Here is a 24,833-nt window from a genome sequence, read left to right as displayed (position 1 = left end):
GTCCTTCGCCGGTCCATGGCCAGGCCGTCACCGTTGTTAACGGCCTGAGCCTTGGCGAAATGCAATAGGAGGCGTGCCCGTAGGATGCAGCGTCCCGTTGCCACGGCTATGTCCCAGGAAGCGATTCTCGAAAAGGTGCGCTCAATCGTTGCGGAGCAACTGAGCGTTGACTCCGGCGAGGTGAAGCCCGAATCCAACTTCCAGAACGATCTTGGTGCCGATTCTCTGGACACCGTGGAACTCGTGATGGCCCTGGAAGAGGCCTTCGACATCGAGATCCCCGACGAAGCCGCTGAAGGCATCACCACCGTCGGCGACGCCGTCAAATACATCGAAGACAAACAGGCCTGAGCAACGCAATGGTGGATGGTCTCCATCGCGTCGTCATCACCGGCCTCGGCGCGGTCACACCGATCGGCAACACGGTTCAGGACTACTGGAATGGCCTCACCTCCGGCAGCAACGGAGTGGAGGCCATCACCCTGTTCGATGCATCCGAGCACGCCTGTCGCTTTGCGGCGGAGGTGAAGGATTTCGATCCGTCCGGCTTCATCGAACCAAAGGAAGCCAAGCGCTGGGATCGGTTCTGCAAGTTCGGCGTGGTGGCTGCCAAACAGGCTGTTGCCCATGCCGACCTTGAAATCAACGACGAGAACGCGGATCGGATTGGCACGATCATTGGCTCTGGCGTCGGCGGCCTGCTGACGATGGAGACCCAAGCCCACGTGCTTGAGGGTCGTGGACCGGGACGGGTGAGCCCGTTCACGGTGCCGATGATGATTCCCAACATGGCCACGGGCCTCGCTGCCATTGCCCTGGGCACCAAGGGACCCAGCTCCGCTGTGGCTACCGCATGCGCTGCCGGCTCCAATGCCGTTGGCGATGCCTTCCGTCTGCTCCAAATGGGCAAAGCCGACGCGATGGTGTGCGGAGGCGCCGAATCGGCGATCACTCCCCTGGGAGTGGCCGGCTTCGCCAGTGCCAAGGCCTTGTCGTTCCGTAATGACGACCCGGCCACCGCCAGCCGTCCATTCGACAAGGAGCGCGACGGCTTTGTGATCGGTGAAGGTGCCGGCGTGCTGGTGCTCGAAACCCTCGAGCACGCCCACGCCCGTGGCGCCACGATCCTTGGCGAAGTGGTGGGTTACGGCATGACCTGCGACGCACACCACATCACCTCCCCCACACCCGGCGGCGTCGGTGGCGCCGAGGCGATGCGCCTTGCCCTGGCCGATGGCGGTATTGATCCATCCGGGATCGACTACGTCAACGCCCACGGCACCAGCACCCCGGCGAACGACAAAAACGAAACCTCGGCGATCAAAAGCGCCCTGGGTGAGCGGGCGCTGCAGATTCCGGTGAGCTCCACCAAATCGATGACCGGTCACCTGCTGGGTGGTTCTGGTGGCATCGAGGCCGTGGCCTGCGTGCTGGCGCTGCAACACGGCGTCGTGCCCCCCACGATCAACCACACCACCCCGGATCCCGACTGTGATCTGGATGTCGTGCCCAACGAGGCGCGGGATCAGACACTGGGAACTGTGTTGTCCAACTCCTTCGGCTTCGGCGGCCACAACGTCTGCCTGGCTTTCAAACGCGCCAGCTGAGCCTCCGCGCTCACGCCGTGCGTCAAAATCGCTCCAACTTTTCCTCTTAACACCATGGTCGCTGCGCCCGCGTCACTCGACACGCTCTGCATCAACAGCATTCGGATGCTGGCTGTCGACGCCATCAACAAGTCCAACAGCGGCCACCCCGGCCTGCCGATGGGCTGCGCACCCATGGGTTACGCCCTCTGGGACAAGTTCCTCAAGCACAACCCCAAGAACCCCAAGTGGTTCAACCGCGACCGCTTCGTTCTCTCCGCCGGTCACGGCTGCATGTTGCTCTACGCGCTGCTGCACCTCACCGGATACGACTCGGTCTCCATTGAGGACATCAAACAGTTCCGCCAGTGGGGCTCCAAGACTCCGGGCCACCCCGAAACCTTCGAGACCCCTGGTGTTGAAGTGACCACCGGCCCCCTGGGTGCCGGCATCTCCAACGCCGTGGGCCTGGCCATCGCTGAATCCCACTTGTCGGCCAAGTTCAACAAGGCCGACGCCACCGTGGTGGATCACTACACCTACGTGATCATGGGCGACGGCTGCAATCAGGAGGGTGTGTCTTCTGAAGCGGCCTCCCTGGCTGGACACCTGAAGCTGGGCAAGCTGATCGCCCTGTACGACGACAACAGCATCACCATTGACGGACGCACCGATGTGTCCTTCACCGAGGACGTACTGAAGCGCTACGAGGCCTACGGCTGGCACGTGCAGCACGTAGCCGAGGGCAACACTGACGTGGATGCCATTGCCAAGGCAATCGAAGCCGCCAAGGCCGTGACCGACAAGCCGTCGATCATCAAGGTGACCACCACCATCGGCTACGGCTCCCCCAACAAGGCCGACACTGCCGGTGTGCACGGTGCTGCTCTGGGCGAGGAGGAAGCAGCCCTGACCCGTCAGCAACTGGGTTGGGACTACGCCCCCTTCGAAATTCCCCAGGACGCCTACGACCAGTTCCGCCAGGCCATCGACCGCGGGGCCAGCCTCGAGGCCGAGTGGAACCAGACCCTGGCCACCTACCGCACCAAGTACCCCAGCGAAGCCGCCGAGTTCGAGCGGATGCTGCGCGGTGAGCTGCCCGAGGGTTGGGACAAGGACCTGCCCACCTACACCCCCGAAGACGGTGGCCTGGCTACCCGCAAGCACTCCCAGATCTGCCTGGGTGCTCTGGGCCCCAACCTGCCCGAACTGATCGGCGGCTCCGCCGACCTCACCCACTCCAACTACACGGACATCAAGGGTGAAACCGGCTCCTATCAAGCCAGCAGCCCTGAGAAGCGCTACCTGCACTTCGGTGTGCGTGAGCACGCCATGGCCGCCATCCTCAACGGCATCGCTTATCACAACAGCGGCTTGATCCCCTACGGCGGCACCTTCCTGGTCTTCGCCGACTACATGCGTGGTTCCATGCGCCTGTCGGCCCTGAGCGAGCTGGGCGTGATCTACGTGCTCACCCACGACTCCATCGGTGTCGGCGAAGACGGCCCCACCCACCAGCCGATCGAAACCATCCCCTCCCTGCGGGCGATGCCAAACATGCTGGTGTTCCGCCCTGGCGACGGCAATGAGACCAGCGGTGCTTACAAGGTGGCGATCCAGAACCGCAAGCGCCCCAGCTCGCTTTGCCTCAGCCGCCAAGGCATGGCCAACCAGGCGAACTCCTCGATCGACAAGGTGGCCCTGGGTGGTTACGTGCTGGAAGACTGCGCTGGAACTCCCGATCTGATCCTGATCGGCACCGGCACCGAACTGGACCTCTGCGTCCAGGCCGCCAAACAGCTCACTGCTGAAGGCAAGAAGGTGCGCGTGGTCTCCATGCCCTGCGTCGAGCTGTTCGACGAGCAGACCGACGCCTATAAGGAAGAAGTGCTCCCCAACACCGTGCGCAAGCGCATGGTGGTGGAAGCCGCTGAATCCTTCGGCTGGCACCGTTTCATTGGCCTGGATGGCGACAGCGTCACCATGAACCGCTTCGGCGCTTCCGCCCCCGGCGGCACCTGCCTCAAGGAATTCGGCTTCACGGTGGAGAACGTGGTGGCCAAAGCCAAGGCCCTGCTCGGCTGATCGCCAGAACACTTCAACAACAAGGCCTCCTGCCTCGGCAGGGGGTCTTTTTTTATGCCACCAACCCGACTAATGGCCCTACACCAAAAAGCCCGACGTCCTAACGGACGCCGGGCCAAGATCTGATTGCAAGCAGGCAATCAGTCGGCTTTGTCGAGTTTGACCGGCGTCAGCTCTGCAGCGCCGGTGTTGGCTTCGAGCACCTTTTCAAGACCTTCGAGATCTTCATCAGTGATCTTGGTCTGCATCGGGCAGTGCTTCGGTCCGCACATGGAGCAGAACTCAGCCTGCTTGTAGATGTCAGCCGGCAGGGTTTCGTCGTGATACTCCTTGGCCCGCTCAGGATCCAAGGACAGCTCAAACTGCTTGTTCCAGTCGAAGTTGTAGCGGGCGCGGCTGAGCTCGTCGTCACGGTCACGAGCGCCGGGGCGGTGGCGAGCGATGTCTGCAGCATGGGCAGCGATCTTGTAAGCGATCAGGCCTTCGCGCACATCCTCAGCATTGGGCAGACCGAGGTGCTCCTTCGGCGTCACGTAACAGAGCATCGCCGTGCCATGCCAACCGGCCATCGCCGCACCGATCGCAGAGGTGATGTGGTCGTAACCGGGAGCAATGTCGGTGACCAAGGGACCGAGCACATAGAAGGGTGCTTCGCTGCACTCCTCCATCTGCTTCTTCACGTTGAACTCGATCTGGTCGAGGGGAACGTGGCCGGGACCCTCCACCATCACCTGCACGTCGTGCTTCCAAGCGCGACGGGTCAGTTCACCGAGGGTGTGCAATTCAGCCAGTTGAGCAGCATCCGATGCATCGTGCTGGCAACCGGGACGCAGCGAGTCGCCAAGGGAGAAGGTGCAGTCGTAGCGCTTGAAGATCTCGCAGATGTCATCAAACCGCGTGTAAAGCGGGTTCTGACGGTGGTGATACAGCATCCATTGAGCCAGGATGCCTCCGCCGCGGCTGACGATGCCGGTGATGCGGCCTTTCACCTTGGGAAGGTGCTCAATCAACAGGCCAGCGTGGATGGTCTGATAGTCGACGCCCTGCTGACAGTGCTTCTCGATGATGTGGAGGAAATCGTCCTCATCGAGCTTCTCGATCGAGCCGTGGACGCTCTCGAGAGCCTGATACACAGGCACGGTGCCGATCGGAACGGGGGATGCACCGATGATCGCGGTGCGCACCTCATCGAGGTTGACGCCGCCGGTGGAGAGATCCATCACGGTGTCGGCGCCGTACTTCACCGCCAACTTCAGCTTCTTCACCTCCTCAGCCGCATCAGACGCATTCGGAGAGGCGCCGATGTTGGCGTTCACCTTGCACTTGCTGGCGATGCCGATCGCCATCGGCTCCAGATTGGTGTGGTTGATGTTGGCCGGGATGATCATTCGCCCCCGGGCCACCTCTTCCATCACCAGCGATTCGGGCAGGTTCTCCCGCTTCGCCACATGGGCCATTTCTTCGGTGACCACGCCCTGACGGGCGTAATGCATCTGAGAGACGTTGGCCTGACCCTTACGGGACTCAACCCAGGAAGCGCGCATGATCTGAGGTGCGACGGACAGCCCAGGGGTCGACGTTTGGCCGTGGATCACGCTCAAGCACTTCCCTGCGCCGGCATGACCCGGAATCAGGTTCGGAGGGTGTGATCTCAGTCTGGGTTCATGAGAAAACCCGGACACCCCTAGTGATGTTTGAACGCTAGCAAGCGTTGCTCAAAGACCCGTTCAGCTGACCTGCAAACCATTGAGCACCGCAGCCACCACCCGGTGATCGCTGTCCTGCTGCAGAGATTGCAACAAGCCTCTGGCCTGCACCGCGCTGGGATCGGCGCGCCCCTCCCGCACGATCCGACTGAGGATCTCAGCTCCACTCACCCGCACGATCGCATCAGCATCAGCGATTGCCATGGTGGCCAACTCCAGCAACCAACCCAGATCAATGGCGGGCTGTTCCGCCAGGGCAGAAAGGATGCTGCAGCGCACCAGCCAGGCGGCATCGGCCTCGAAGGCCGAACGCAGCAAGGGCCAGGCCCTATCCACCCCATAGCTGGCCAGAGCATTGGCTGCCTCAGCCCGCACATTGGGGTCTTCATCGGCAGTGATCAACGCACTCAGGACGGTCCAGCCCTGTTCGGTGCGCTTGTAGCCCAATCCACTGCAGCTCAAGGAACGCACCAGGAAAGGCTTTTGCTCCGTGCCCAGCACCAGCAACGGCACCGCCTCAGCGTCCGAGCAATGGCGGAGCTGTGTGATCGCCGGCATCGCCTTCACCGGATCTCCACTGGCTATGGCCTGGCGCACCGCCTCGAGATCAGGACGTTGCGGATCGGTCTCGCTCATGGGTTGCTGCCGGGGGTGCGCGCCCGTTGAAGATCGGCTAACAGCCTGGCGCGGCGACGCTGCTGACCGAGAGCGCTGCTGATGATGAGACCCGAACCCACCAAGATGGCGGGCAATACCTGCACCCGGTCCTTGCCCTGGCGCTGGTTTGTGGCCAGCACCGCGAGCAGGATCAGCAACGGAGCCCCGAGGGAAACCCAAATCACCGCACGACGTTGATTCATGCCGAGGTGTTCTCCGTGATCCACGCCAGCACGGTGGCCGTGAGAACCGCAATGCCAACACCGAGGGCGTCTTCCTCCAGTGCGAACGCTCCGTTGTGCAGCGGCGCACACCCCTCGGGCCCGGCCACACCCAGCCGCACCATCATTCCCGGCACATCCCGAAGCAGCTCAGCAAAGTCTTCCGCCCCCAGGGAGGGCTGCTCCACCGGCAGCACCTTGTCGCGCCCCAGACACTCCACCGCACAGCGTTCGAGCAAGGTCGTGAGCTGCAGATCGTTGTGCACCGGTGGTGCAATGCAGCGGTAATTCACCACAGCCGTACCCCCTCCACTGGCACAGATTCCCTGCACCGTCTCATCAATCCAGGCCGGCAACTGAGCGTGCTGCTGCAGATCAAGACATCTCACCGTGCCCAGCAAACGCACCTGATCGGCAATCACGTTGAAGGCGCGACCGCCCTCCACCTTGCCGAAACTGATCACAACCGGCTGTAAAGCGTCCAAGCGGCGGGCGATGGTCTGCTGAAGCTCTGTGATCACCCGAGCCGCCAGCCAAACCGCATCCACCGACTGATGGGGACGGGCACCATGGCCACCTTCTCCCTGCACCAGGATCTCCAGCTCTCCGGCCGCCGCCGTGAGACAGCCCCGCCGGATCCCCACCGTGCCCACCGGCAGATTTGGCACCACATGCACGCCATACAACGCATCGAGGCCCTCCACCGCCCCCGCATCCCGCATCCATACCGCCCCCTGGGCCAACTCTTCGGCGGGTTGAAACAGCAGCCGCACTCGAGCCCCTAAGTGGGGCTCCTGCGCCAGCAAGCGCGCGACACCAAGGCCCGTGCAGGTGTGCAGATCGTGGCCACAGGCATGCATCAGACCCTGGCGGGTGGAGGCATAGCTCAGGCCGGTGCGCTCCTCTACGGGCAGGGCATCCATGTCCACCCGCAAGCCCACGGTGGGGCCGTGGCCAGGCCCCAATTCGGCCACCAGGCCCGTGCGGCCAACCCCCTCTCGGACCCGCCAACCCAGTTGACGCAGTTCACCGGCGACCAGGGCGGCGGTCTGGTGTTCCTCACCGCTGAGTTCAGGGTGGGCATGCAGATGCCGGCGCAGCTCCAGAAGCTCAGGCAGCTCACGGCTGAGTCGATCGGACAGGGACGCCGCTTGGGTCATCTCAGGACGCCTCCAGGGCCAGGAACGCCATCAGATCCTCCGTCGGTTGCGGTGGCCAGCGGCGCACCTGCTGCAGCCAGTCGGCCTGGCGGTAACGCTGATCCAGCCCGGCCGCCGCGGCCCAGTGGCTTTCGGCTTCACCACTGGATCCTTCCCGCCAGAGCAAGCCGCTGAGGGCTGCCCGAGCATCGGCGAACAAGGGATAGCGACGAATCAGTTTGCGCAATTCCGCCTCCGCCCAGTCGAGATCCCCTGTTTGCCAAGCCGCCAGCGCCTCGCTGGAGCGGGCCATGGCGAAGCCGGGGCGGGCGAGAGCAGCCTGGCCATAAAGCTCTCGCGCCTCAGGCCAGTCCCCTTGCGAGCCACGCACATTGGCCAGGTTGTAGAGGGCCGAGGCATCCTGCGGATCGCGCTCCAGAATCCAGAGATAGTCGTCCGCTGCTGCGGACCAGTCCTGAAGCGCCTCTTCTGCCGTGCCCCGGTTCAGATGCGGGTCGCTTTCCTCAGGTGCCAGCACAATCGAGGCGCTCTGGTCTTCGATCGCCCCAGACAAATCCCCCAGGGCCAAACGCACATTGCCGCGATTGCTCAGCGCTGCTGCATCCTCTGGAACCTGCTCCAGAAAGCTGTCCCAGAGGGGCAACGCCTCCACAAAATCCCCCTGACGGCTTGCCGTCAGCGCCTGCTCATAAAGCCCCTGCAGATCGAGAGCTTGCACTGGCAGGGCCAGCACCAAACTCATCAACAGGACGAGAAACCGGTTCATGCAGCCTCGGCCAGATGACTGCGGGCCGCATCCGTGACCATCCGGCCGCGGGGGGTGCGCATCAGCAACCCCTGTTGCAACAAAAACGGCTCCACCACGGTCTCCAGGGTGACGGGATCGTCGCCAAGGGCCGCCGCCAGGGTCTCCAGGCCCACCGGGCCACCACCGTGGTGGTCGATCAGCAGCTGCAGCAAACGCCGATCGCTTGCATCGAGGCCCCGATGATCCACGCGGTGCAGGCTCAAGGCCTCTCCAACGAGGGCCTGATCAATGGCTCCACTGCTCCCGCCTCGCACGCTGGCCACATCCCGCACCCGGCGCAGCAGGCGGTTGGCAATCCTGGGTGTACCGCGGCAGGAGGCCGCAATGCTGCTGCGGGCCTGCGGTGTGAGGGTGACGCCGATCAACCCCGCGGTGCGCTCGACGATTGCTTCCAGGTCGTCCTGGCCGTAAAACTCCAACCGCTGGATCAGGCCGAACCGGTCCCGCAGCGGGGAGCTCAGCGATCCGGCGCGGGTGGTGGCCCCCACAAGGGTGAAGGGCGGCAAGTCGAGGGAACGAGTTCGTGCTGAGCTGCCCTTGCCCACGGTGAGATCGAGGCGACGGTCTTCCATCGCCGGATAGAGCAGCTCCTCCGCTACCCGGCTCAGGCGATGAATCTCGTCAATGAACAGCAGATCACGAGGCTGCAGGTTGACCAACAACCCAACGATGTCGCGCGGGCGTTCCAAAGCCGGTGCACTGGTGACCTTGCACTGCACCTCCATTTCTTCGGCCAACACCATGGCCATGGTGGTTTTGCCCAAACCCGGCGGGCCATAGAGCAACACATGATCGAGGGCATCGCCGCGGCCAAGCGCTGCTTGCACCGCAATGCCCAGCACCTGCTTGAGCTCGCTCTGACCGATGTAGTCGTTCAGGCGCTGGGGCCGAAGCTTGTCTTCCGGCCGACTCACCACCTCTTCAGGTACCGGCTGGGGGTCCACCAGCGCTTCAGGGCGGCGTGGTGGCTTGCGACCGGAGCTGGAGGAGACAATCGCCATGCGGGCAGGGTACCCAGACCTGGATAGGGTCGGAAGACACAGCCGCAGCCATGGCCAAGGGAGGAGCGAAAAAAGCAGCCGCAGCCGCGGCACGGGCCGCCGCCAATCGGATGCTGGCGGACAACCGGCAGGCACGGCACCAGTACGAGATCCTCGAAACCCTCGAAACCGGCATCGAGCTGGTGGGCACCGAGGTGAAGTCGATCCGCAACGGCAAGGCCAACCTGCGCGATGGCTTCTGCCTGATCCGCAATGGGGAGCTGCAGTTGCACAACGTGCACATCTCACCCCACACCCACGCCGGCAGTTACTTCAACCACGACCCACTGCGCACCCGCAAACTGCTGGCCCATCGCCGTGAAATCGACAAGCTGCGCGGTTTGGTGGATCAGAAAGGCCTGACGCTGATCCCCCTCAACATTCACCTCAAGGGGTCCTGGATCAAGCTCACCATCGGACTGGGCAAAGGGCGCAAGTTGCACGACAAGCGCGCCGCCGAAAAGGAAAAGCAATCCAAGAAGGACGTGAAAGCAGCGATGGAGCGCTACTGATCGAGCGGTTCCGCCCGACAGGACAGGGTGAACAAAGCCGACGAGACCCCCTCGTTGGTAATCAGCACCTGCAGCGGAGAACCTGCTTCCGGAGCAATCCGAGTCACCTGCAGTGGACCGCGCTCATCCACCACCTGCCCGTTGGCACCAAACACCACCATCTGCATCAGCGGTGTGCCGTTGATGCCCAGTGCCACGACATCACCTGCTGGAGCCTCCACAAGCACCAAACGCGCACCACCGGCAGGGATAGGCAACGACGTGATGGCGGGTTCAAGCGGGCGCGCTTTGAGCCGCACGATCTGAACGTCATCAAGGCTCTGAATCGCCGCTGCAATCCAGAGCTGAAGAAAGGGGTCGGCAGGTTTCCGACCACGCATGGTGACCGGCAGCAGATCCTGGGCTCCAGCACTCACCAGATGCTCGACGACCCGCGGATGAACGCCCTGTTTCAACAGCGCCTCACGCGGCTGCTGCCAGTCCCCTGCCCCCAGACGCCCCAACTGGACCCGAATCGCCGGCGGCAGCAAGGCAATCCGAGCCAGCCATTGCTCGGCCAGCTCGGTCCAGACCCTGCGTAACGATGCTTCCTGCTGCGGCTCCGTGCTGAGCTGGCTGGCATCCACAAGTTCGACAAACCAGCCACGATTCACTTGAAGCGCCCGCAGCCGGCTGAGCAATTGCTGGCGTTGATCCAGCTCCGCCGACGGCAGGCTGACGACGGGCGCCGAAGCCCCCCCTTCGCTGCTGGCACGAAAGGCCTCAACAACACGGGAACTACGGGACAACAGGACCCATCCAATCGCGGAACCCACCAGCGCCAGGACACCCAGAGCAATCACCACGGGCCAGAGGCGACCCTCCGCTCCCTGCTCGCGAGCCAAGGCCCGACTAGTTCGCGCCGCCACGCCTGACTCGGGTTCAGACGCGGGCAAAACCACCGACTCCAGGGCCTGCAGCACCTCAGCAGCCTCATCGAAACGGTGCTCTGGCTCCTCCGAGCACAACCTCTCCAGAACCTGGCGAAAACTCGCCTCCAGCTCCAGGCCCTTGGGCCAGCATTCGTCGTCGCCTGCGGTCCCGCCGAGCAAGACAAGAGCGGTGACCCCAAGATCATGGAGATCGCGCCAGGGAGCATCCGTCGGGGTCGTGCCCACCCGCTGAACCCCGCCACCCTCCAGCAACACCGGCAGGCCATCGCTGCTTCGGCGCAGCAGATGGCGGGCATTCAGATCACCGTGCACCAGCCCGCTGCCATGCCACACCGCAAGCACCGGCAGCACCTGGCGCAGCAAGAGCAGAACCTCATCCGCACTGAACCGCCTTTGACGCAGCAGCAGGTCGTAAGCGATGCCGTCCTGCCAATCACGCACAAGCCATAACGCCCCATCCAGTTCCAGCAGCTCGCCGCAGCGGGGCGACTGGGAATGCGACAGCATCTGCATCTGTGGCCACACTCCCTGCAATCGCTCCTGGGATTCCGGAGTCTCCAGTTGGCGCATGGCCACCGGCAGATCGCCCGCCATCACATCCACCGCACGCCAGAGGGAACCACGCAGCGGATCGGGTCCACTCAGCCGTTCCTCCAGGCGATATCGCTCCACCAGCACCGTGCCGGAACCGCTCAAGGGATTCAGCCACATCGATGGGCTGATGGTACCGATGGTTCGCTGCACCCCCTAGGGTCCGCGCAAGTTGGTTCGGGCCCGTGCTGCTGGACACTCTGCTGGCGGTGCGGCAGCGCAGCGAAACCCTGATCGCACCTCTGGAACCCGAAGACCTGATGCTCCAGGGGATGGCCGATGCCAGTCCACCCAAATGGCATCTGGGCCACACCAACTGGTTCTTCGACACCTTCGTGCTGCAGCCCCATGCAGCTGGACATCGGGCCTGCGACCCGCTCTGGAGCTATCAGTTCAACTCTTATTACGACGCCATCGGAGCGCGTCACCCCCGGCCGCAACGGGGCCTGCTCAGCCGTCCGGCCATCGGCGCGGTGCTGGCCTGGCGCCAACGGGTGGATGCCGGTCTAGAAGCACTGCTGCAGGACCCGCCCGAAGGGGTTGATGCCTTGGTGCAGCTCGGCCTGCAGCATGAACAACAGCACCAGGAACTGCTGCTGATGGACCTCTTGGATGGCTTCAACCGCCAGCCATCGGAACCCGTCTACAACCCTGAAGCTGAGCTGACCCTGACCCTGGAGGAGGAACAGTGGCTGGCCTGCCCCGGCGGGTTGACGGAGATCGGCCACCAGGGCGAGCGGTTCCACTTCGACAACGAGACGCCGCGGCACCGGGTGTGGCTGGAGCCGTTTGAACTAAGCAGCAGCCTGGTGAGCAACGCTGGCTACGCCGGCTTCATCGCCGATGGGGGCTATCAACGCCCCGAGCTGTGGATGAGTGAAGGCTGGACCTTGGTGCAACAGCACCAGTGGCAGGCGCCGCGCTACTGGCGGGAAAACAACCACGAATTCACCCTGGCGGGCCGCCGCCGCCGCGACCCCCAGGCACCGGTGCGTCATCTGAGCTGGTTCGAAGCGGATGCCTATGCCCGCTGGAGCGGTGCCCGGCTTCCCACCGAAGCGGAATGGGAACACGCCCTTGGCCTGCATGGCGCTGCCATGCAGCACGCCCACCGGGTGCTGTGGCAGTGGACCGCCAGTGCCTACAGCCCCTATCCCGGCTTTCGCCCGGTGGAGGGGGCCATCGGCGAATACAACGGCAAATTCATGAGCTCCCAGATGGTGCTGCGCGGCAGCAGCTGGCTCACGCCCCCTGGCCACGAGCGCAACAGCTACCGCAATTTTTTCCCTCCAGCGAGCCGCTGGATGGCGGCCGGCATCCGTCTGGCCCGATGAGCATCAGCCTGGTCAACCTCCACCCGCCGCCGGCGGATCTGCAGCGCCTGGTTCGGGATGGCTTGCGGCGCAGCCCACGCCAACTGCCGGCCTGGATGCTCTACGACGCCGAGGGATCACGGCTCTTCGCCGAGATCTGCCGGCAGCCGGAATACACCCTCACCCAACGGGAAATCGCCCTGTTGGAAGAGAACGCAGCCGCCATCGCCGCCGCCACGGGCCCCGGGCTGGTGGTGGAATTCGGCATCGGCAACGCCCGCAAGGTGGATCCGCTGCTCACAGCTCTGGGCAGCAGCGTCTTCGCCGCCTTGGACATCAGCCTCAGCGCCCTGAAAGAGGCCCTCTCCGGCCTCGCGGCCCGGCACCCCAACACTGCCATGGTGGGCATCTGCTGTGACCACACCCGCCTGGAGCAGCTGCCGCCGCATCCCGCCCTGGACGGTCAACGACGCATCGGCTTCTTTCCTGGTAGCTCCTTGGGCAACTTCACCCCAGAGGAGGCTGTGGACTTTCTGCGCAATGCCCGGCAGCTGCTGGCTGGAGGGCCGCTGCTGCTGGGGCTGGATCAACCCCGCGAGCCGGCCCTGATGGAGGCCGCCTACGACGATGCCGCCGGCGTGTCCGCCGCCTTCGCCCGCAACCTGCTGCAGCGGCTCAACCGCGACCTCCAGGGGGATGCCGATCCGGCGCAATTCCGCTACCGGGCCCACTGGCAGGCGAGGCAGCAGCGCATCGAAATGGCGCTGGTGAGCACGCAGGATCAGACCGTGCACTTGGGCGGAGAGGCCTGGTTCTTTCGCCAGGGGGACGCCTGGATCACCGAGCACAGCGTCAAATACTCCCCGGACGCCGCGGCCGCCCTCGCGGCCCAGGCCGGCTGGCGGATCCAACGCCGCTGGACCGATCCAAACCAGCAGATCGCTCTGCATCTGCTTTTGCCGGCAAACTGAGCCCACAGACTTATCCAAATACGGAGCCCAGGAGCTCAGGCGGCATGAAATCAGACGAACGGCGTCAGGCGATCAAGCGGCAGCGCGAACAGCTGATCCAAGACCTGGAAGCGGTGTACATGGCCGCCTTCGATCGCCTGGGGGAACTGGAAGGTGAAGTGGGAGAAGTGAAAGCAGCACAGCTCACCCAGATGATCCTCAACTCCAAAACCGCCGCAATCGAGCCCTTGGAGAAAGAGATCGAAAAACCAGTGATCACCACGCCAGGCGAAGCATGAGCAGCTGGCTGGAGCAGTTGGAGCGGGAGCTGGATGCCCGGCTCTCCGCCTTTCTCCGCAACAACCCCGTCCAGGAGGACCTGTTCAGCGAACAGCACCAAAAGGATCGGGCCGCAGCCCTGCAACGGCAACGTCAACAGCTGCAGAGAGAAGCGAAGCAGCAACGCCAACAGCTGCTGAGGCTGGCCGAGGACGTACGGGCCTGGCGCAGCCGGGTGGAGCGAGCCAGGGCAGCCGGCGCAGCCGATCTGGCCGGGCGAGCCGAACAACATCTCACCAGCCTGATGAACCAGGGCCGTGCCCTCTGGGCCGACCTGGAGGATCTGGGACGCCGCTTCAACGAGGTGGAGCGGCAGTTGCAGGAGCTTCAACAGCAAAAGCAAACGCCCAGCCCCTCAACACTGGAGAAGGACTGGGCGTTGTTTGAAGCGGAACAGGAGCTTGAGCAGCTGCACCGTGAGGCTGGGCTGAGTTAAATCAGGCCTTGGGCGCGGGGGGCTCCAGGCTGACACCCTCGGGCGGAGGTGTGGGATCCGGATCGGCGATCAGCATGTGCTGCAGCACGATTTCAGGGCGCTCACTGTCGCGCCAGCGGATGCGGTAAGCAGGCATTTTGGTGCCACGGCTGGTGGTCTGCTCCACCGGCTCCATCACCCATCCCCGGCGGGAACGGCCCTGGGGATTCCGCTTGACCACGGCATCAGCGTGCTTGAAGCGAAACCCGACGCGTTCTCCACTCATGGGGATAGGACCATGCCACTCCTCCCATTATTCCACTGAGGGTGGTTCTCCCTTGCGGGACTCCGGCCGCAGCAGCGGGAAGGCGATCACATCCCGAATCGAAGGGCTGTCGGTGAGCAACATCACCAGCCGGTCGATGCCGATCCCCAAACCTCCGGTGGGGGGCATGCCCACCTCCAGAGCCGTGACGAAGTCCTCGTCCAACCCCTGGGCTTCCAGATCACCCGCCGCCTTGCGCGCTTGCTGGGCCTCAAGGCGCTGGCGTTGATCGACGGGATCAGTGAGCTCACTGAAGGCATTGGCGTGCTCACGGCCGACGATGAACAACTCAAAGCGTTCCACCAAGCCGGGCTTGCTGCGATGGGGCCTGGCCAGGGGCGAAATTTCCACCGGGTAATCGGTGACGAAGGTGGGCTGAATCAGGGTTGTCTCCACCGCTTGCTCAAAGGCTTCGTTGAGCAGACGGCCCACCGAGTCGGCCAGCTCAGGCGCATGCAGGCCCTTGGCGGTCATCGCCGCGGCCGCCTCCTCGCGACTGCTGAAGCTGTTGAAATCAAGCCCCGTTGCGTCCTGCACGAGCTCATGCATCGTGGCGCGCCGCCACGGCGGAGCCAGATCGATCTCAGTGCCCTGGTAGGTGATGGTGGTCGACCCGCAGACCTCCTGGCACACCGCGCTGACCATCTGCTCGGTGAGCTCCATCATCCCGAGGTAATCGCTGTAGGCCTGATAGATCTCCACCGAGGTGAACTCGGGGTTGTGGCGGGTGCTGACCCCTTCATTGCGGAAGATCCGGCCAAGCTCATACACCCGCTCAAAGCCACCAACCACCAGGCGCTTCAGGTGCAGTTCCGTCGCAATCCGCAGGGTGAGGGGCAGGTCGAGGGCGTTGTGGTGGGTCTCGAACGGCCGAGCATCTGCACCACCGGGTTCGCTCTGCAGCACGGGGGTCTCGATCTCGAGAAAGTCCCGCTGATCGAGCCAGCGACGGATGCCGCTCACCAGGCGGGCCCGGCGACGGAAGGTCTCACGGCTGTCGGGGGAGACCACCAGATCCAGATAGCGCTGGCGGTAGCGCTTCTCCACGTCGGCCAGACCATGCCACTTGTCGGGAAGGGGCTGCAGCGCCTTGGTGAGCATGCGCCAGTCGCTCACTTTCACCGACAGCTCGCCACGGTCGGTGCGACGCAGGGTGCCGCTCACCCCAAGCCAGTCGCCACTGTCCACCAGCGTGGTGATCTGTTTGAACCAGCCCTCCTGCTGGGCCTCGAGACCCGCCTTCTCCAGGAACAGCTGGATGGAGCCCGTCTCATCCGCCAGGGTGAAAAAGGCCAGCTTTCCCATCACCCGGCGGGTCATCACCCGTCCCGCCACCGAAACGCTGACGTCCCGCTCTTCCCCCTTGGGCAGATCGGCATGGGTCTCCTGCAGCTCAGCCATGCGGTGGCTGGGACTGAAGGTGAGGGCATAGGGGCCTTGCCCTAGCTCTTCCAAGGCCTTGGCCTTGTCCAGACGGGTGTCGCGCAGCTCAGACACAGCAGCAGGTCAGTCGGGCGCCATCCTGCCCGCCCGCGGGTTGATCAACCGGCAGCGGAGGCTTCACCCATGCGCTGGGAGGCGTAACCAATGCCTCGCACCGTGAGGATCAGCTCGGGATTGCGAGGGTCAGGCTCCAGTTTTCCGCGCAACCGCGCCACATAGACATCCACCACGCGCAGATCGGCGGCACGGCGAGGGGGATAACCCCAGAGCTGCTCCAGGATTTCAGCCCGTGGCACCACATGGCCGGGATCGCGGAACAGCAACTCCAGCAGGCTGAACTCCGTATAAGTGAGGTTGATGCGCTCCGATCCACGGGTGACCTGGCGTCGGTTGGTGTCCACCACCAGATCGCCGAGCCGCAAAACGCCCTGTCCTGTGGGCAGTTCGCGACTTTCAACAACCGCATTTCCCCGGCCCACCCGGCGCAGAATCGTGGCAATGCGTGCCTCGAGTTCCTTGGGGCTGAAGGGCTTGGGCAGGTAGTCGTCAGCACCCAGATCCAGACCGGCCACCCGCTCGGAGATCGCTTCCACCGCGGAGAGGAAGATGATCGGCACGCAGGATTCGGCCCGCAGGCGGCGGCAGACGGCAAAGCCATCCAGCTTGGGAAGCATCACGTCGAGCACCACCAGGTCGGGGGACTCGTTGTGGAACATCTCTAGGGCCTGTTCACCATCCTCAGCACAGATGACGCGGTAGCCCGAAAGCTGCAGGCGCATCACCAAGACGCGCCGGACTGCAGCCTCGTCATCAACGACAAGAACGGTCGCTTTCGGTTGTGAGGGCAGGTCGCCCGTCATCCGAATCAAACCCTTAACGAGCTGCAACCTTACTGGTCAGGGCCTGGACACCGACGCAAACACCCTGGCGCGCAGCCGGTTTACCGATTGTTTTAAGAATTGCCGGCGGCCTCAGGCCAGCGCGAACGGGCGTAACGGTTCCATTCCGACGCCGCAGCTGTTAACGCCTGCTCAGGGCTGATCTGGGCCAACATCGCCCGCTGCATCTGGGTGTAGAGGATCTTCTGCAAGCGCTTGATCCCTGGCAGAGCCGGCACCAACACCCGGGCCCGGTCCAACGTGCTGGCGGACAACAAACGGGCCTGGCGAATCTGACGCTCCGCGGCTGTGGAAGAAACCTGCTGCTCCAATTCGGCACGCACCCGGGCCAAGGCCTCCAACGACGACGGCAGCACCCGGGCCTCAGCCGCGAAGCGCGCCTGTTGATCAGCATTAGTCATGAACAGCGCAAGATCCACGGCCTCCTGGGCGCGCTGGCTCTGACGCGGCACCGCCAACGTCATCAAAGCCACATTGGCTGTGCCATCGGCACCGGTCACCGGGGGATGGGGCTCCGTCACCGCGGCCACCCCTGGCGCATTGGTCTGAATGCTGCGCAGGAATTCCGCCCCCGTGGCCGCCAAGGCCAGATCACCGCTCTGGAACAACTCGATCGCCCGGCGCTGCCCCTGACTCACCACCTCCCGAGGCAACACCCCCTCCCGGTAAAGATCACTCCAGAAACGAAAGGCCCGGAGCCCCGCAGGGCTGTCGAAGGCGGCCCTGCGTTGGGAATCCAGCAGGGTCACTCCCATCTGCACCAGGGTTTCCAGGAGCTCGGCCGAGTCGTCAGGAACAGTGGTGAGGAAGAGGCCGTAACGGCCTGTTCGCTCGCGGACGCGACGGGCGAATGCCGGCACCTGCTCCCAGCGGCTGGGCGGAGCAGCGATGCCGGCTTGATCCAACAGCGCCCGATTCACCAAACTCAGCCGCACCGTGAGGTACCAGGGCACAGCGATCTGCCCGGCATCGGGGTCACGGCAGGCTTGCCACACCGAGGGCAGATAACGGCCAGCGGCATCAGCCGGCAGCAGCGGGGTCAAGTCGGCCAGTCCTCCCTTGCTGGCCAGATTGGCCGCAAAGGGCGGATTGAGGTTCACCACATCCGGAGCCGTGCGCGCAAACACCGCCGCCAGCAACTTGCGTTCCACAGACCCCCAGGGCAGATCCGTCCAGCGCACGGGCGCATCGGGATGGAGGCCGGCCCAGGCCCCCAGAACATCGGCGAAATAGGGGTTGAACTTGGGAGCCAATTGCAGGGTCCACAACTCCAAGGCCCTGAGCTGTGGGGTCTTCGGGCCGCAAGCCGCCAACCCCATGGCCGCTGTCCCCAGCAGGAGATCCCGACGGGTCAGCCTCATGAGGGAACCCTCCTGCGCCAGAGCAGCAACTGCAACGACACCAACACCGGCGCCAGCACACCCGTCACCAGGGCCTGGCACCAGAGGGTCTGCAGGCCCCAGCTCTGGGTGAGGGGATCCAACACTCCGCCTTGACGCCACCAGAGCTGAAGGATCAACGACAAACCAAGACCCACGGACCCGAGCCAGGCCAACAAACCCAGATTCAGGCTGCGTTGAATCGGTGCTGCACGCCGCCCCAGCCGTCCCCACCACCAGCCCAGCAGCAGCAGCGCCGGCACCTGACTGACACCGCCCAGATTGAGACCATCCAGCACCAGCCCCAAAGCCACACCCGACAACGCCCCTGACACCGGACCATCCACGAGAGCCCAGGGCAACAGCCAGAGCACAGCCCAGGCGGGACCAACCCCATCGATGGCCAACCAAGGCGGCGACGCCAAGGCCAGAAACGGCACCACCAAAGCTGAGGCCACACAGATCGGTTGTCGGTGCAGACGCGTCATGTCAGTGGTTCATCTCAACGGGTCTGCACCTGCACCCAGTCGATCGCCTCCGGTGCTGCGATCAACTGCACCACCGCTACGGGTGCAGGAACAGCCTGTTCATCCACCGACTGGATCACCCCAACCGGCACGTTGGGGGGCAACAGGGTGCTGGCCGGGGACGTGGCCACCAGATCCCCCGGACGCACGTCGGGGTCCTTGTCGATGAAACGCAGCGACAGACGGCTGTTGCCGCGGCCCACCAGCAACCCATGACGGCGGCTGCGGGGCAGCCAGACGCCGATCTCATGGCCCGGGGCGGTGAGCAACTTCACCCGCGCTGTGGCGGGGGTCACACTGTCGATGCGGCCCACCAAACCGCCGGGGCCAAGAACCGCATCGCTGCGACCGATGCCCTGCAGCGAGCCCTTGCCCAGCTGCAATTGCTGCCACCACCCCCGCGGCGAGCGGGAGATCACGGCAGCGGAAACGTTTCCTTGCGCTGATCCTTGTTGCTGTAGCTCCAGCAGAGCGCGCAGGCGCCGGTTGTCCTCTTCCAGAAGCTGCAGGCGAGAGCGCTCCTCCAGATCCACCGCGGCCGCCACCCATTCCCGTTGCGCGGAACCCGGCCAAAAGGGGCGGCTGAGCAGGGCATAGGCATCGCTGAAACCAGCGCCCTTGCTCAGACGCACCATCAACAGCCCGGCCACAAGCAGCAGCCAGGGGGTGAGTTGCCCCAATCCGCGCCAGCGGCTCTTGCCGGGACGGAGCGTCGGGGCCATCGCTTCAGACGCCTGCCGCGGTTCGGACGAATTCGGGGGTATCCACCACCCGCTGGAGGCGTTTCCAATCCTCCAGCACCTGACCACATCCGTTCACCACACAGAGCAGAGGGTCTTCGGCGATGTGCACAAAGATGCCGGTCTCATGGCTGATCAGGTCGCTGATGCCTCGCACCAACGCACCACCACCAGCCAGCATGATGCCGCGATCCACGATGTCGGCCGCCAACTCAGGCGGTGTGCGTTCCAGGGTGCGCTTCACCGCTTCGACAATCACATTGAGCGGTTCGGCGATGGCTTCCCGCAGATCACCGGCCTTGAGATTGATGGTGCGCGGCAAGCCAGAGAGCAGGTGCAGACCCCGCACATCCATGGACTGCTGATCGAACTCGTCGTCGGGGAAGGCGGAGCCGATGCGGATCTTGATCTCCTCGGCCGTGCGCTCACCCACCACCATGTTGTGCACCTTTTTGAGGTAGACGCTGATGGAGTCGCTGATCTCATCGCCGGCAACGCGGACGGATTCACTCAGCACCGTTCCGCCCAGGCTCAACACCGCCACCTCAGTGGTGCCGCCGCCGATATCAACAATCATCGTCCCAACGGGCTCGGTGACCGGAAGGCCAGCGCCGATGGCGGCTGCCACCGGCTCATCAATCAGATGAACTTCACGGGCCCCTGCCATGCCCGCCTCACGAACGGCACGACGCTCCACACCAGTCACGCCACTGGGAATGCCGACGACGAGCCGAGGGGCCATGATTCCTCGGCCCTCATTGCCTTTGGTGATGAAGGTTTTGAGCATCTGCTCAGCCGCATCAAAATCGGCAATCACCCCATCGCGCAACGGGCGGACGGCCCGGATGTTCCCCGGGGTTCGGCCAAGCATCAACTTGGCTTCATCACCCACAGCCATGGTGGTGCCACGCTCGAGATCAAGAGCCACCACGGAGGGCTCCTGCAGCACGATGCCCCGGCCTGAAACGTAGATCAGGGTGTTTGCGGTGCCCAGGTCGATGCCGATGTCGCGCGACAGCTGGAAACGACGAAAGAACACAGACACCGCAGTCGAGACCGCCGGATCATAGGGGCGTTCTCAGCGGTTGCCTGTTACGCCCAGCAGCATGGGTGGAACTCCTTAAAAGCAGTCACCCAACCGGTGCCGCATCATGAATCCAAATTCAGGAGATGAATTGTCTATGGGCGTTAATTCCGTCACCCTCGTCGGCCGTGCCGGCCGCGATCCCGAAGTACGTTACTTCGAGTCCGGCAGCATGGTGGCCAACCTCACCATGGCGGTGAACCGTCGCAGCCGCGACGATGAACCCGACTGGTTCAACCTCGAGATCTGGGGCAAGCAGGCCCAGGTTGCTGCGGATTACGTGAAAAAGGGCTCCTTGCTCGGCATCATCGGCAGCTTCAAGCTGGACCGCTGGACCGACCGTGCCAGCGGCGAAGAGCGCAGCAAGCCAGTGGTGCGTGTGGATCGGCTCGAACTGCTGGGATCCAAACGGGACAACCAGGAGGCCGCCGGCAGCTTTGGCGGCCAGGCTTCCGACGAGGACATCCCTTTCTGAGCCTCTCCCCCAGGGAAACCCTCGCGCCGGTGCTCAGTCGGACGACTGACGCCGGCGCCAGATGCGCAGACCCAACCAGATCGCGCCCGCCAGCAGCGACACCACCAGCAACACCTTCACAGCCTTGGAGACCGGGTCAATCCAGAGCTCAACGTTGCTGTAGCCCTCTCCGAGAACCATGCCGGCCACGGTGAGCAGGGCCGTCCAGATCAGGCTGCCGGCGGTGGTCCAGACCAGAAACGGCGCCATCGGCATCATTTCAATGCCCGCCGGGACCGAGATCAGCGTGCGAATGCCAGGCACCAAGCGCCCCCAGAACACCAGGGCGGTGCCGTAGCGGCTGAACCAGCGGCGGCTGCGGGCCAACTCATCGGCACTGATGCCGATCCAGCGACCGTGACGTTGCAACCAGGCTTCGATCCGTTCCTCGTTGATCAAGCGACCGACCCCGTACCAGGGCAGGGCACCGAGCACCGTGCCCAGCAAACCGGCCAGCACCACGGGCACCAGATCCAGCTGACCCTGCTGCACATAGAAGCCCCCGAGGGGCATGATTAGCTCGGACGGAATCGGCGGGAACAGATTCTCAAGAAACATCGCCGCGAAGATCGCGGTGTAGCCCAACCACTGATTCGCCTCAACCGCCTGGCCGATCAACTCCGGCAGTTGTGTGATCAGATCAGAAAGCCCCATGGAGACTGCGCTTGATCGCGCAAGTCTTCCATGGGGCCGTGAAGATCAGATTCCGATCCGCCGGATCGTGATCAGTAGCGGTAGTGGTCGGGCTTGTAGGGACCTTCCACGGGCACATTGATGTAGTCGGCCTGATCCTTGCTGAGTTCGGTGAGCTTGGCGCCGATGCGACCGAGGTGGAGGCGCGCCACCATCTCATCGAGATGCTTGGGCAGCACGTACACCTCTTTGGCGTACTCATCGCCCTTGGTGAACAGCTCGATCTGAGCCAACACCTGGTTGGTGAAGGAGTTGCTCATCACAAAGCTGGGGTGGCCGGTGGCACAGCCCAGGTTCACCAGGCGGCCTTCCGCCAGCAGGATGATCTTGTTGCCGCTGGGCAGGGTGATGTGGTCCACCTGCGGCTTGATGTTCTCCCACTCGTATTCCTTGAGGGAGGCGACATCGATCTCGTTATCGAAGTGACCGATGTTGCAAACGATGGCTTCGTCCTTCATCTTCACCAGGTGCTCGTTGCGGATCACCTGGTAGTTGCCGGTGGCGGTGACGAAGATATCCATGTCTTCGACCACGTCCTCAAGACGGACAACGCGGTAGCCCTCCATGGCCGCCTGCAGCGCACAGATCGGGTCCACTTCCGCAATGCAAACGGTGGCACCGAGGCCGCGTAGCGACTGGGCCGAACCCTTGCCCACATCGCCGTAGCCGATCACAAGGGCCTGCTTGCCCGCCACCATCACATCGGTGGCGCGCTTGATGCTATCCACCAGCGACTCACGGCAGCCGTAGAGGTTGTCGAACTTGCTCTTGGTGACCGAGTCGTTGACATTGATGGCGGGGAAAGGCAACTCACCGCTCTTCTGCATCTTGTAAAGACGCGCCACACCCGTGGTGGTCTCCTCGGTCACACCCTGGATCTGGGCTTTGGTGCGGGAGTAGAAGCTGGGGTCCTGGGCCAGCTTCTTCTTGATCGAGGCGAACAGGAAGGTCTCCTCTTCGTTGCCGGGGTTGTCCAGAACGGTGATGTCCTGCTCGGCCTTGCTGCCCAGCATCACCAGACCGGTGGCATCGCCACCGTCATCCAGGATCATGTTGGGGGAACCGCCGTCACCCCACTCAAGAATGCGGTGGGTGTAGTCCCAGTACTCCTCGAGGGTTTCACCTTTGACGGCGAACACGGGGATGCCCTGGGCGGCGATCGCCGCAGCAGCGTGATCCTGGGTGGAGAAGATGTTGCAGGAGGCCCAGCGCACTTCGGCCCCGAGTTCCACCAGGGTCTCGATCAGAACCGCGGTCTGGATCGTCATGTGGAGGGAGCCAGCGATACGGGCTCCTTTCAAGGGCTTCTCGCTGCCGTACTTCTCGCGCAACGCCATCAGACCGGGCATCTCGGTCTCGGCGATGTCGAGTTCCTTGCGGCCGAAGTCGGCCTGATTGATGTCGGCGATGACGCAATCAACGCCGAGCTTCAGCTCAGCCGGGGACGTGGGCGCTGCCACCATGGATCTAATGCTCCCTAAAGCAATCGTGGAGTTGAATCTCTGCAGAGACGCCGAGGCTTCGGGCTCGCCAGGACCGGACTCTACAGGGCATGTCTGGTCCCTTGAGACCCTTGAGAAGACCCGGGCCCTGGGCCGATTGCTGGCGCGCGAGCTTCCGACGGGAACAATCCTGCTGTTGAGCGGCCCCCTGGGGGCCGGCAAAACATCGCTGGTGCAGGGCCTGGCCGAAGGCCTCGGGATCAGCGAAGCGATAACCAGCCCCACCTTCGCTTTGGCGCAGCACTACCCCCAGGGGGAGCCGAAACTTGTGCACCTTGATCTCTATCGCCTGGAGCAGCCGGCCTCCGCCGATGAACTGTTTCTTCAGGAGGAGGAGGAAGCACAAGCCACCGGGGCGTTGATGGCCGTGGAGTGGCCGGAACGGCTGGGGCTCGATCTGGCCGAGGCCTGGCACCTGGAGCTTCGCCATCAAGGCGAAGGGCGACTGGCTCAGCTCACCTCTCCTAGGAAGGCCTCCACCTGAGCCTGCGTGGGCTGGGGATCAATGCCACCGGCCCCGCCGCAGACCAGAGCACCACAGGCGGCAGCAAAGCGGATGCGTTCATGGGCTGCAGCGGCCCAGCGGTGCAACAGACCGGCCGTGAAGGCATCACCGGCACCGGTGGTGTCCACCACGACGGGAGGCTGAAAGGCGACCTGCTGACCGGAATCAGCACCCAATTGCCAGTGCACCGGCTCTGCTCCATCGGTGACCACCACATCGGGTCGCTGGGGCAAGGCCTGCTGTATTACACCGGGATCGTCGGTGTTGAAGAACCAAAGGGCTTCCTCACGAGCCAACTTGATCAGAGCCGCCTGCTGGAGCAACGGCTGGATGGCCGCGAGCGCCTTGGGATCGGGTCCGGCGTCCGGATCCGCGACCGGATCCCAGAACGTGGGACGCCAGTTCACGTCGAGGGCAACCGCCGTTCCTTGGCTCCGGGCCTGGCGCACAGCCGACAACAAAGCCTCAGCCGACGTTGGGGTTGCCAAGGGGAGGGTGCCAATCAGCAACCATCGGGCCTGAGGCAAAGCAGCCAGCTCTAGAGCCTGATCCGCGAAGCCAGCCCCTTCATCCCCAGCAAAACCCTGAAACTGCCGTTCACCCTCCAGCGAACGACGGACCAGCACGATGCGACTGGGACGCACGGCATCCCGCTGCAACAACGCAGTCTCAACCCCACGCTCAACAAACAATTTGGAAAACGCCTCACCAATGGCGTCCTGGCCAAGTCGTCCGGCAAAAGCAACGGGGGTGCCCAAGCTGGCCAAGCCACAGGCGACATTCGCGGGCGCACCGCCCAGACGATCGTCCACCGGCCGATCGACCGCCGGGTCACCTCCAGGCGGACCGAGCCGATCAATCAGGGCTTCACCAAGACAGACGACCACGGAACCAAGCGTCATCCGAT

The 24,833-nt window shown here is 63.9% G+C and carries 27 protein-coding genes and 1 riboswitch; of the genes, 10 read left to right on the top strand and 17 right to left on the bottom strand.

What is annotated here, in order from left to right:
- The first annotated feature begins 108 nt into the window (after positions 1 to 108).
- Genes acpP through tkt form a run of 3 tightly spaced genes read left to right on the top strand, consistent with a single transcriptional unit; the run spans position 109 to position 3,671 of the window.
- Entirely contained in the window at positions 109 to 351 is a 243-nt protein-coding gene (acpP, locus tag DXY35_RS05650) for an acyl carrier protein (protein ID WP_011363161.1), read from the top strand.
- A gap of 8 nt (positions 352 to 359) precedes the next feature.
- Positions 360 to 1,607 carry a beta-ketoacyl-ACP synthase II gene (fabF, locus tag DXY35_RS05645; RefSeq protein WP_115081475.1) on the top strand — a complete coding sequence of 416 codons (1,248 nt, stop codon included), beginning with the start codon at positions 360 to 362 and terminating at the stop codon, positions 1,605 to 1,607.
- A 54-nt stretch (positions 1,608 to 1,661) separates the two neighbouring features.
- Positions 1,662 to 3,671 carry a transketolase gene (gene tkt / locus DXY35_RS05640; RefSeq protein WP_115081474.1) on the top strand — a complete coding sequence of 670 codons (2,010 nt, stop codon included), beginning with the start codon at positions 1,662 to 1,664 and terminating at the stop codon, positions 3,669 to 3,671.
- A gap of 140 nt (positions 3,672 to 3,811) precedes the next feature.
- Here tkt and thiC read toward each other — a convergent pair whose 3' ends face one another.
- From thiC to ruvB, 6 genes are all read right to left on the bottom strand, one after another.
- On the bottom strand, positions 3,812 to 5,215 hold the full coding sequence (gene thiC / locus DXY35_RS05635; protein ID WP_115009642.1) for a phosphomethylpyrimidine synthase ThiC: 1,404 nt from the start codon (positions 5,213 to 5,215) through the stop codon (positions 3,812 to 3,814).
- 45 nt (positions 5,216 to 5,260) lie between these two features.
- Positions 5,261 to 5,367: riboswitch (TPP riboswitch) on the bottom strand.
- 31 nt (positions 5,368 to 5,398) lie between these two features.
- Entirely contained in the window at positions 5,399 to 6,013 is a 615-nt protein-coding gene (locus DXY35_RS05630; RefSeq protein ID WP_115081473.1) for a HEAT repeat domain-containing protein, read from the bottom strand.
- A complete protein-coding gene (locus DXY35_RS05625) occupies positions 6,010 to 6,237 on the bottom strand; it encodes a DUF3188 domain-containing protein (RefSeq protein ID WP_115081472.1) in 228 nt (75 codons plus the stop codon). The genes DXY35_RS05630 and DXY35_RS05625 overlap by 4 nt, the downstream gene beginning before the upstream one ends.
- Positions 6,234 to 7,415, bottom strand: a complete 1,182-nt coding sequence (locus DXY35_RS05620; protein WP_115081471.1) for an amidohydrolase — start codon at positions 7,413 to 7,415, stop codon at positions 6,234 to 6,236. Before DXY35_RS05620 ends, DXY35_RS05625 begins: the two co-directional genes overlap by 4 nt.
- Before the next feature lies 1 nt (position 7,416).
- Positions 7,417 to 8,181: a tetratricopeptide repeat protein gene (locus DXY35_RS05615; protein ID WP_115081470.1), complete on the bottom strand. Its 765-nt coding sequence runs from the start codon at positions 8,179 to 8,181 to the stop codon at positions 7,417 to 7,419.
- Positions 8,178 to 9,224, bottom strand: coding sequence for a Holliday junction branch migration DNA helicase RuvB (ruvB, locus tag DXY35_RS05610; protein ID WP_115081469.1), 1,047 nt, complete (start codon positions 9,222 to 9,224; stop codon positions 8,178 to 8,180). Before ruvB ends, DXY35_RS05615 begins: the two co-directional genes overlap by 4 nt.
- A gap of 50 nt (positions 9,225 to 9,274) precedes the next feature.
- Between ruvB and smpB the strand changes: the two genes are divergently transcribed.
- Positions 9,275 to 9,775, top strand: a complete 501-nt coding sequence (gene smpB / locus DXY35_RS05605; RefSeq protein WP_115009647.1) for an SsrA-binding protein SmpB — start codon at positions 9,275 to 9,277, stop codon at positions 9,773 to 9,775.
- On the opposite strand, the gene DXY35_RS05600 is transcribed toward smpB, so the two are convergent.
- Positions 9,769 to 11,403, bottom strand: coding sequence for a serine/threonine protein kinase (locus DXY35_RS05600; RefSeq protein ID WP_244272931.1), 1,635 nt, complete (start codon positions 11,401 to 11,403; stop codon positions 9,769 to 9,771). The genes smpB and DXY35_RS05600 overlap by 7 nt on opposite strands.
- Positions 11,404 to 11,483: 80 nt before the next feature.
- Between DXY35_RS05600 and egtB the strand changes: the two genes are divergently transcribed.
- Genes egtB through DXY35_RS05580 form a run of 4 tightly spaced genes read left to right on the top strand, consistent with a single transcriptional unit; the run spans position 11,484 to position 14,336 of the window.
- Positions 11,484 to 12,632: an ergothioneine biosynthesis protein EgtB gene (gene egtB / locus DXY35_RS05595; protein WP_115081467.1), complete on the top strand. Its 1,149-nt coding sequence runs from the start codon at positions 11,484 to 11,486 to the stop codon at positions 12,630 to 12,632.
- A complete protein-coding gene (gene egtD, locus DXY35_RS05590) occupies positions 12,629 to 13,582 on the top strand; it encodes an L-histidine N(alpha)-methyltransferase (protein ID WP_115081466.1) in 954 nt (317 codons plus the stop codon). Before egtB ends, egtD begins: the two co-directional genes overlap by 4 nt.
- Before the next feature lie 44 nt (positions 13,583 to 13,626).
- Entirely contained in the window at positions 13,627 to 13,860 is a 234-nt protein-coding gene (locus tag DXY35_RS05585; protein ID WP_115009649.1) for a hercynine metabolism small protein, read from the top strand.
- On the top strand, positions 13,857 to 14,336 hold the full coding sequence (locus DXY35_RS05580; RefSeq protein WP_115081465.1) for a hercynine metabolism protein: 480 nt from the start codon (positions 13,857 to 13,859) through the stop codon (positions 14,334 to 14,336). The genes DXY35_RS05585 and DXY35_RS05580 overlap by 4 nt, the downstream gene beginning before the upstream one ends.
- Before the next feature lies 1 nt (position 14,337).
- On the opposite strand, the gene DXY35_RS05575 is transcribed toward DXY35_RS05580, so the two are convergent.
- The 7 genes from DXY35_RS05575 to DXY35_RS05545 form a co-directional block, all read right to left on the bottom strand.
- Positions 14,338 to 14,601, bottom strand: a complete 264-nt coding sequence (locus DXY35_RS05575; RefSeq protein WP_006851112.1) for a hypothetical protein — start codon at positions 14,599 to 14,601, stop codon at positions 14,338 to 14,340.
- 27 nt (positions 14,602 to 14,628) lie between these two features.
- Positions 14,629 to 16,137, bottom strand: a complete 1,509-nt coding sequence (lysS, locus tag DXY35_RS05570) for a lysine--tRNA ligase (RefSeq protein WP_115081464.1) — start codon at positions 16,135 to 16,137, stop codon at positions 14,629 to 14,631.
- Positions 16,138 to 16,181: 44 nt separating this feature from the next.
- Positions 16,182 to 16,943, bottom strand: coding sequence for a response regulator transcription factor RpaB (rpaB, locus tag DXY35_RS05565; protein ID WP_115081463.1), 762 nt, complete (start codon positions 16,941 to 16,943; stop codon positions 16,182 to 16,184).
- 92 nt (positions 16,944 to 17,035) lie between these two features.
- Complete coding sequence (locus DXY35_RS05560; protein WP_115081462.1) at positions 17,036 to 18,343, bottom strand: ABC transporter substrate-binding protein; 1,308 nt, start codon at positions 18,341 to 18,343, stop codon at positions 17,036 to 17,038.
- On the bottom strand, positions 18,340 to 18,849 hold the full coding sequence (locus tag DXY35_RS05555; protein ID WP_115081461.1) for a rod shape-determining protein MreD: 510 nt from the start codon (positions 18,847 to 18,849) through the stop codon (positions 18,340 to 18,342). The genes DXY35_RS05560 and DXY35_RS05555 overlap by 4 nt, the downstream gene beginning before the upstream one ends.
- Positions 18,850 to 18,863: 14 nt before the next feature.
- Entirely contained in the window at positions 18,864 to 19,610 is a 747-nt protein-coding gene (gene mreC / locus DXY35_RS05550) for a rod shape-determining protein MreC (protein WP_115081460.1), read from the bottom strand.
- 4 nt (positions 19,611 to 19,614) lie between these two features.
- Positions 19,615 to 20,667 (bottom strand): rod shape-determining protein, encoded by a 1,053-nt coding sequence (locus DXY35_RS05545; RefSeq protein WP_025362008.1) that lies wholly within the window; start codon positions 20,665 to 20,667, stop codon positions 19,615 to 19,617.
- 142 nt (positions 20,668 to 20,809) lie between these two features.
- On the opposite strand from DXY35_RS05545, the gene DXY35_RS05540 reads away from it, so the two are divergent.
- Positions 20,810 to 21,187 (top strand): single-stranded DNA-binding protein, encoded by a 378-nt coding sequence (locus DXY35_RS05540; RefSeq protein WP_114988041.1) that lies wholly within the window; start codon positions 20,810 to 20,812, stop codon positions 21,185 to 21,187.
- Between the two features lie 33 nt (positions 21,188 to 21,220).
- On the opposite strand, the gene DXY35_RS05535 is transcribed toward DXY35_RS05540, so the two are convergent.
- Both DXY35_RS05535 and ahcY read right to left on the bottom strand, forming a co-directional pair.
- Entirely contained in the window at positions 21,221 to 21,880 is a 660-nt protein-coding gene (locus DXY35_RS05535) for a DedA family protein (RefSeq protein ID WP_115081459.1), read from the bottom strand.
- Positions 21,881 to 21,951: 71 nt separating this feature from the next.
- Positions 21,952 to 23,382 carry an adenosylhomocysteinase gene (ahcY, locus tag DXY35_RS05530; RefSeq protein WP_115081458.1) on the bottom strand — a complete coding sequence of 477 codons (1,431 nt, stop codon included), beginning with the start codon at positions 23,380 to 23,382 and terminating at the stop codon, positions 21,952 to 21,954.
- 7 nt (positions 23,383 to 23,389) lie between these two features.
- On the opposite strand from ahcY, the gene tsaE reads away from it, so the two are divergent.
- Positions 23,390 to 23,905 carry a tRNA (adenosine(37)-N6)-threonylcarbamoyltransferase complex ATPase subunit type 1 TsaE gene (tsaE, locus tag DXY35_RS05525; RefSeq protein ID WP_115081618.1) on the top strand — a complete coding sequence of 172 codons (516 nt, stop codon included), beginning with the start codon at positions 23,390 to 23,392 and terminating at the stop codon, positions 23,903 to 23,905.
- On the opposite strand, the gene DXY35_RS05520 is transcribed toward tsaE, so the two are convergent.
- Complete coding sequence (locus DXY35_RS05520) at positions 23,872 to 24,828, bottom strand: carbohydrate kinase (protein ID WP_115081457.1); 957 nt, start codon at positions 24,826 to 24,828, stop codon at positions 23,872 to 23,874. The two genes, tsaE and DXY35_RS05520, sit on opposite strands and share 34 nt — an antisense overlap.
- Between the last annotated feature and the right edge of the window lie 5 nt (positions 24,829 to 24,833).

It is taken from the genome of Synechococcus sp. N32 (assembly GCF_900473895.1).
In the GTDB taxonomy this organism is placed as follows: Bacteria; Cyanobacteriota; Cyanobacteriia; order PCC-6307; family Cyanobiaceae; genus Parasynechococcus.
The sequence above is the reverse complement of the archived record's forward strand: the minus strand, read 5'-3'. Positions and strand labels throughout refer to the sequence as shown.

Coding starts and splice junctions, on each gene's coding strand:
- ruvB (WP_115081469.1), bottom strand. CDS start 9,224: ATGGCGATTGTCTCCTCCAGCTCCGGTCGCAAGCCACCACGCCGCCCT.
- smpB (WP_115009647.1), top strand. CDS start 9,275: ATGGCCAAGGGAGGAGCGAAAAAAGCAGCCGCAGCCGCGGCACGGGCC.
- DXY35_RS05580 (WP_115081465.1), top strand. CDS start 13,857: ATGAGCAGCTGGCTGGAGCAGTTGGAGCGGGAGCTGGATGCCCGGCTC.
- DXY35_RS05575 (WP_006851112.1), bottom strand. CDS start 14,601: ATGAGTGGAGAACGCGTCGGGTTTCGCTTCAAGCACGCTGATGCCGTG.
- DXY35_RS05615 (WP_115081470.1), bottom strand. CDS start 8,181: ATGAACCGGTTTCTCGTCCTGTTGATGAGTTTGGTGCTGGCCCTGCCA.
- DXY35_RS05555 (WP_115081461.1), bottom strand. CDS start 18,849: ATGACGCGTCTGCACCGACAACCGATCTGTGTGGCCTCAGCTTTGGTG.
- ahcY (WP_115081458.1), bottom strand. CDS start 23,382: ATGGTGGCAGCGCCCACGTCCCCGGCTGAGCTGAAGCTCGGCGTTGAT.
- mreC (WP_115081460.1), bottom strand. CDS start 19,610: ATGGCCCCGACGCTCCGTCCCGGCAAGAGCCGCTGGCGCGGATTGGGG.
- rpaB (WP_115081463.1), bottom strand. CDS start 16,943: ATGACGGGCGACCTGCCCTCACAACCGAAAGCGACCGTTCTTGTCGTT.
- tkt (WP_115081474.1), top strand. CDS start 1,662: ATGGTCGCTGCGCCCGCGTCACTCGACACGCTCTGCATCAACAGCATT.
- DXY35_RS05625 (WP_115081472.1), bottom strand. CDS start 6,237: ATGAATCAACGTCGTGCGGTGATTTGGGTTTCCCTCGGGGCTCCGTTG.
- thiC (WP_115009642.1), bottom strand. CDS start 5,215: ATGCGCGCTTCCTGGGTTGAGTCCCGTAAGGGTCAGGCCAACGTCTCT.
- fabF (WP_115081475.1), top strand. CDS start 360: ATGGTGGATGGTCTCCATCGCGTCGTCATCACCGGCCTCGGCGCGGTC.
- egtD (WP_115081466.1), top strand. CDS start 12,629: ATGAGCATCAGCCTGGTCAACCTCCACCCGCCGCCGGCGGATCTGCAG.
- DXY35_RS05540 (WP_114988041.1), top strand. CDS start 20,810: ATGGGCGTTAATTCCGTCACCCTCGTCGGCCGTGCCGGCCGCGATCCC.
- acpP (WP_011363161.1), top strand. CDS start 109: ATGTCCCAGGAAGCGATTCTCGAAAAGGTGCGCTCAATCGTTGCGGAG.
- DXY35_RS05585 (WP_115009649.1), top strand. CDS start 13,627: ATGAAATCAGACGAACGGCGTCAGGCGATCAAGCGGCAGCGCGAACAG.
- DXY35_RS05560 (WP_115081462.1), bottom strand. CDS start 18,343: ATGAGGCTGACCCGTCGGGATCTCCTGCTGGGGACAGCGGCCATGGGG.
- DXY35_RS05620 (WP_115081471.1), bottom strand. CDS start 7,415: ATGACCCAAGCGGCGTCCCTGTCCGATCGACTCAGCCGTGAGCTGCCT.
- DXY35_RS05535 (WP_115081459.1), bottom strand. CDS start 21,880: ATGGGGCTTTCTGATCTGATCACACAACTGCCGGAGTTGATCGGCCAG.
- DXY35_RS05520 (WP_115081457.1), bottom strand. CDS start 24,828: ATGACGCTTGGTTCCGTGGTCGTCTGTCTTGGTGAAGCCCTGATTGAT.
- DXY35_RS05630 (WP_115081473.1), bottom strand. CDS start 6,013: ATGAGCGAGACCGATCCGCAACGTCCTGATCTCGAGGCGGTGCGCCAG.
- tsaE (WP_115081618.1), top strand. CDS start 23,390: ATGCTCCCTAAAGCAATCGTGGAGTTGAATCTCTGCAGAGACGCCGAG.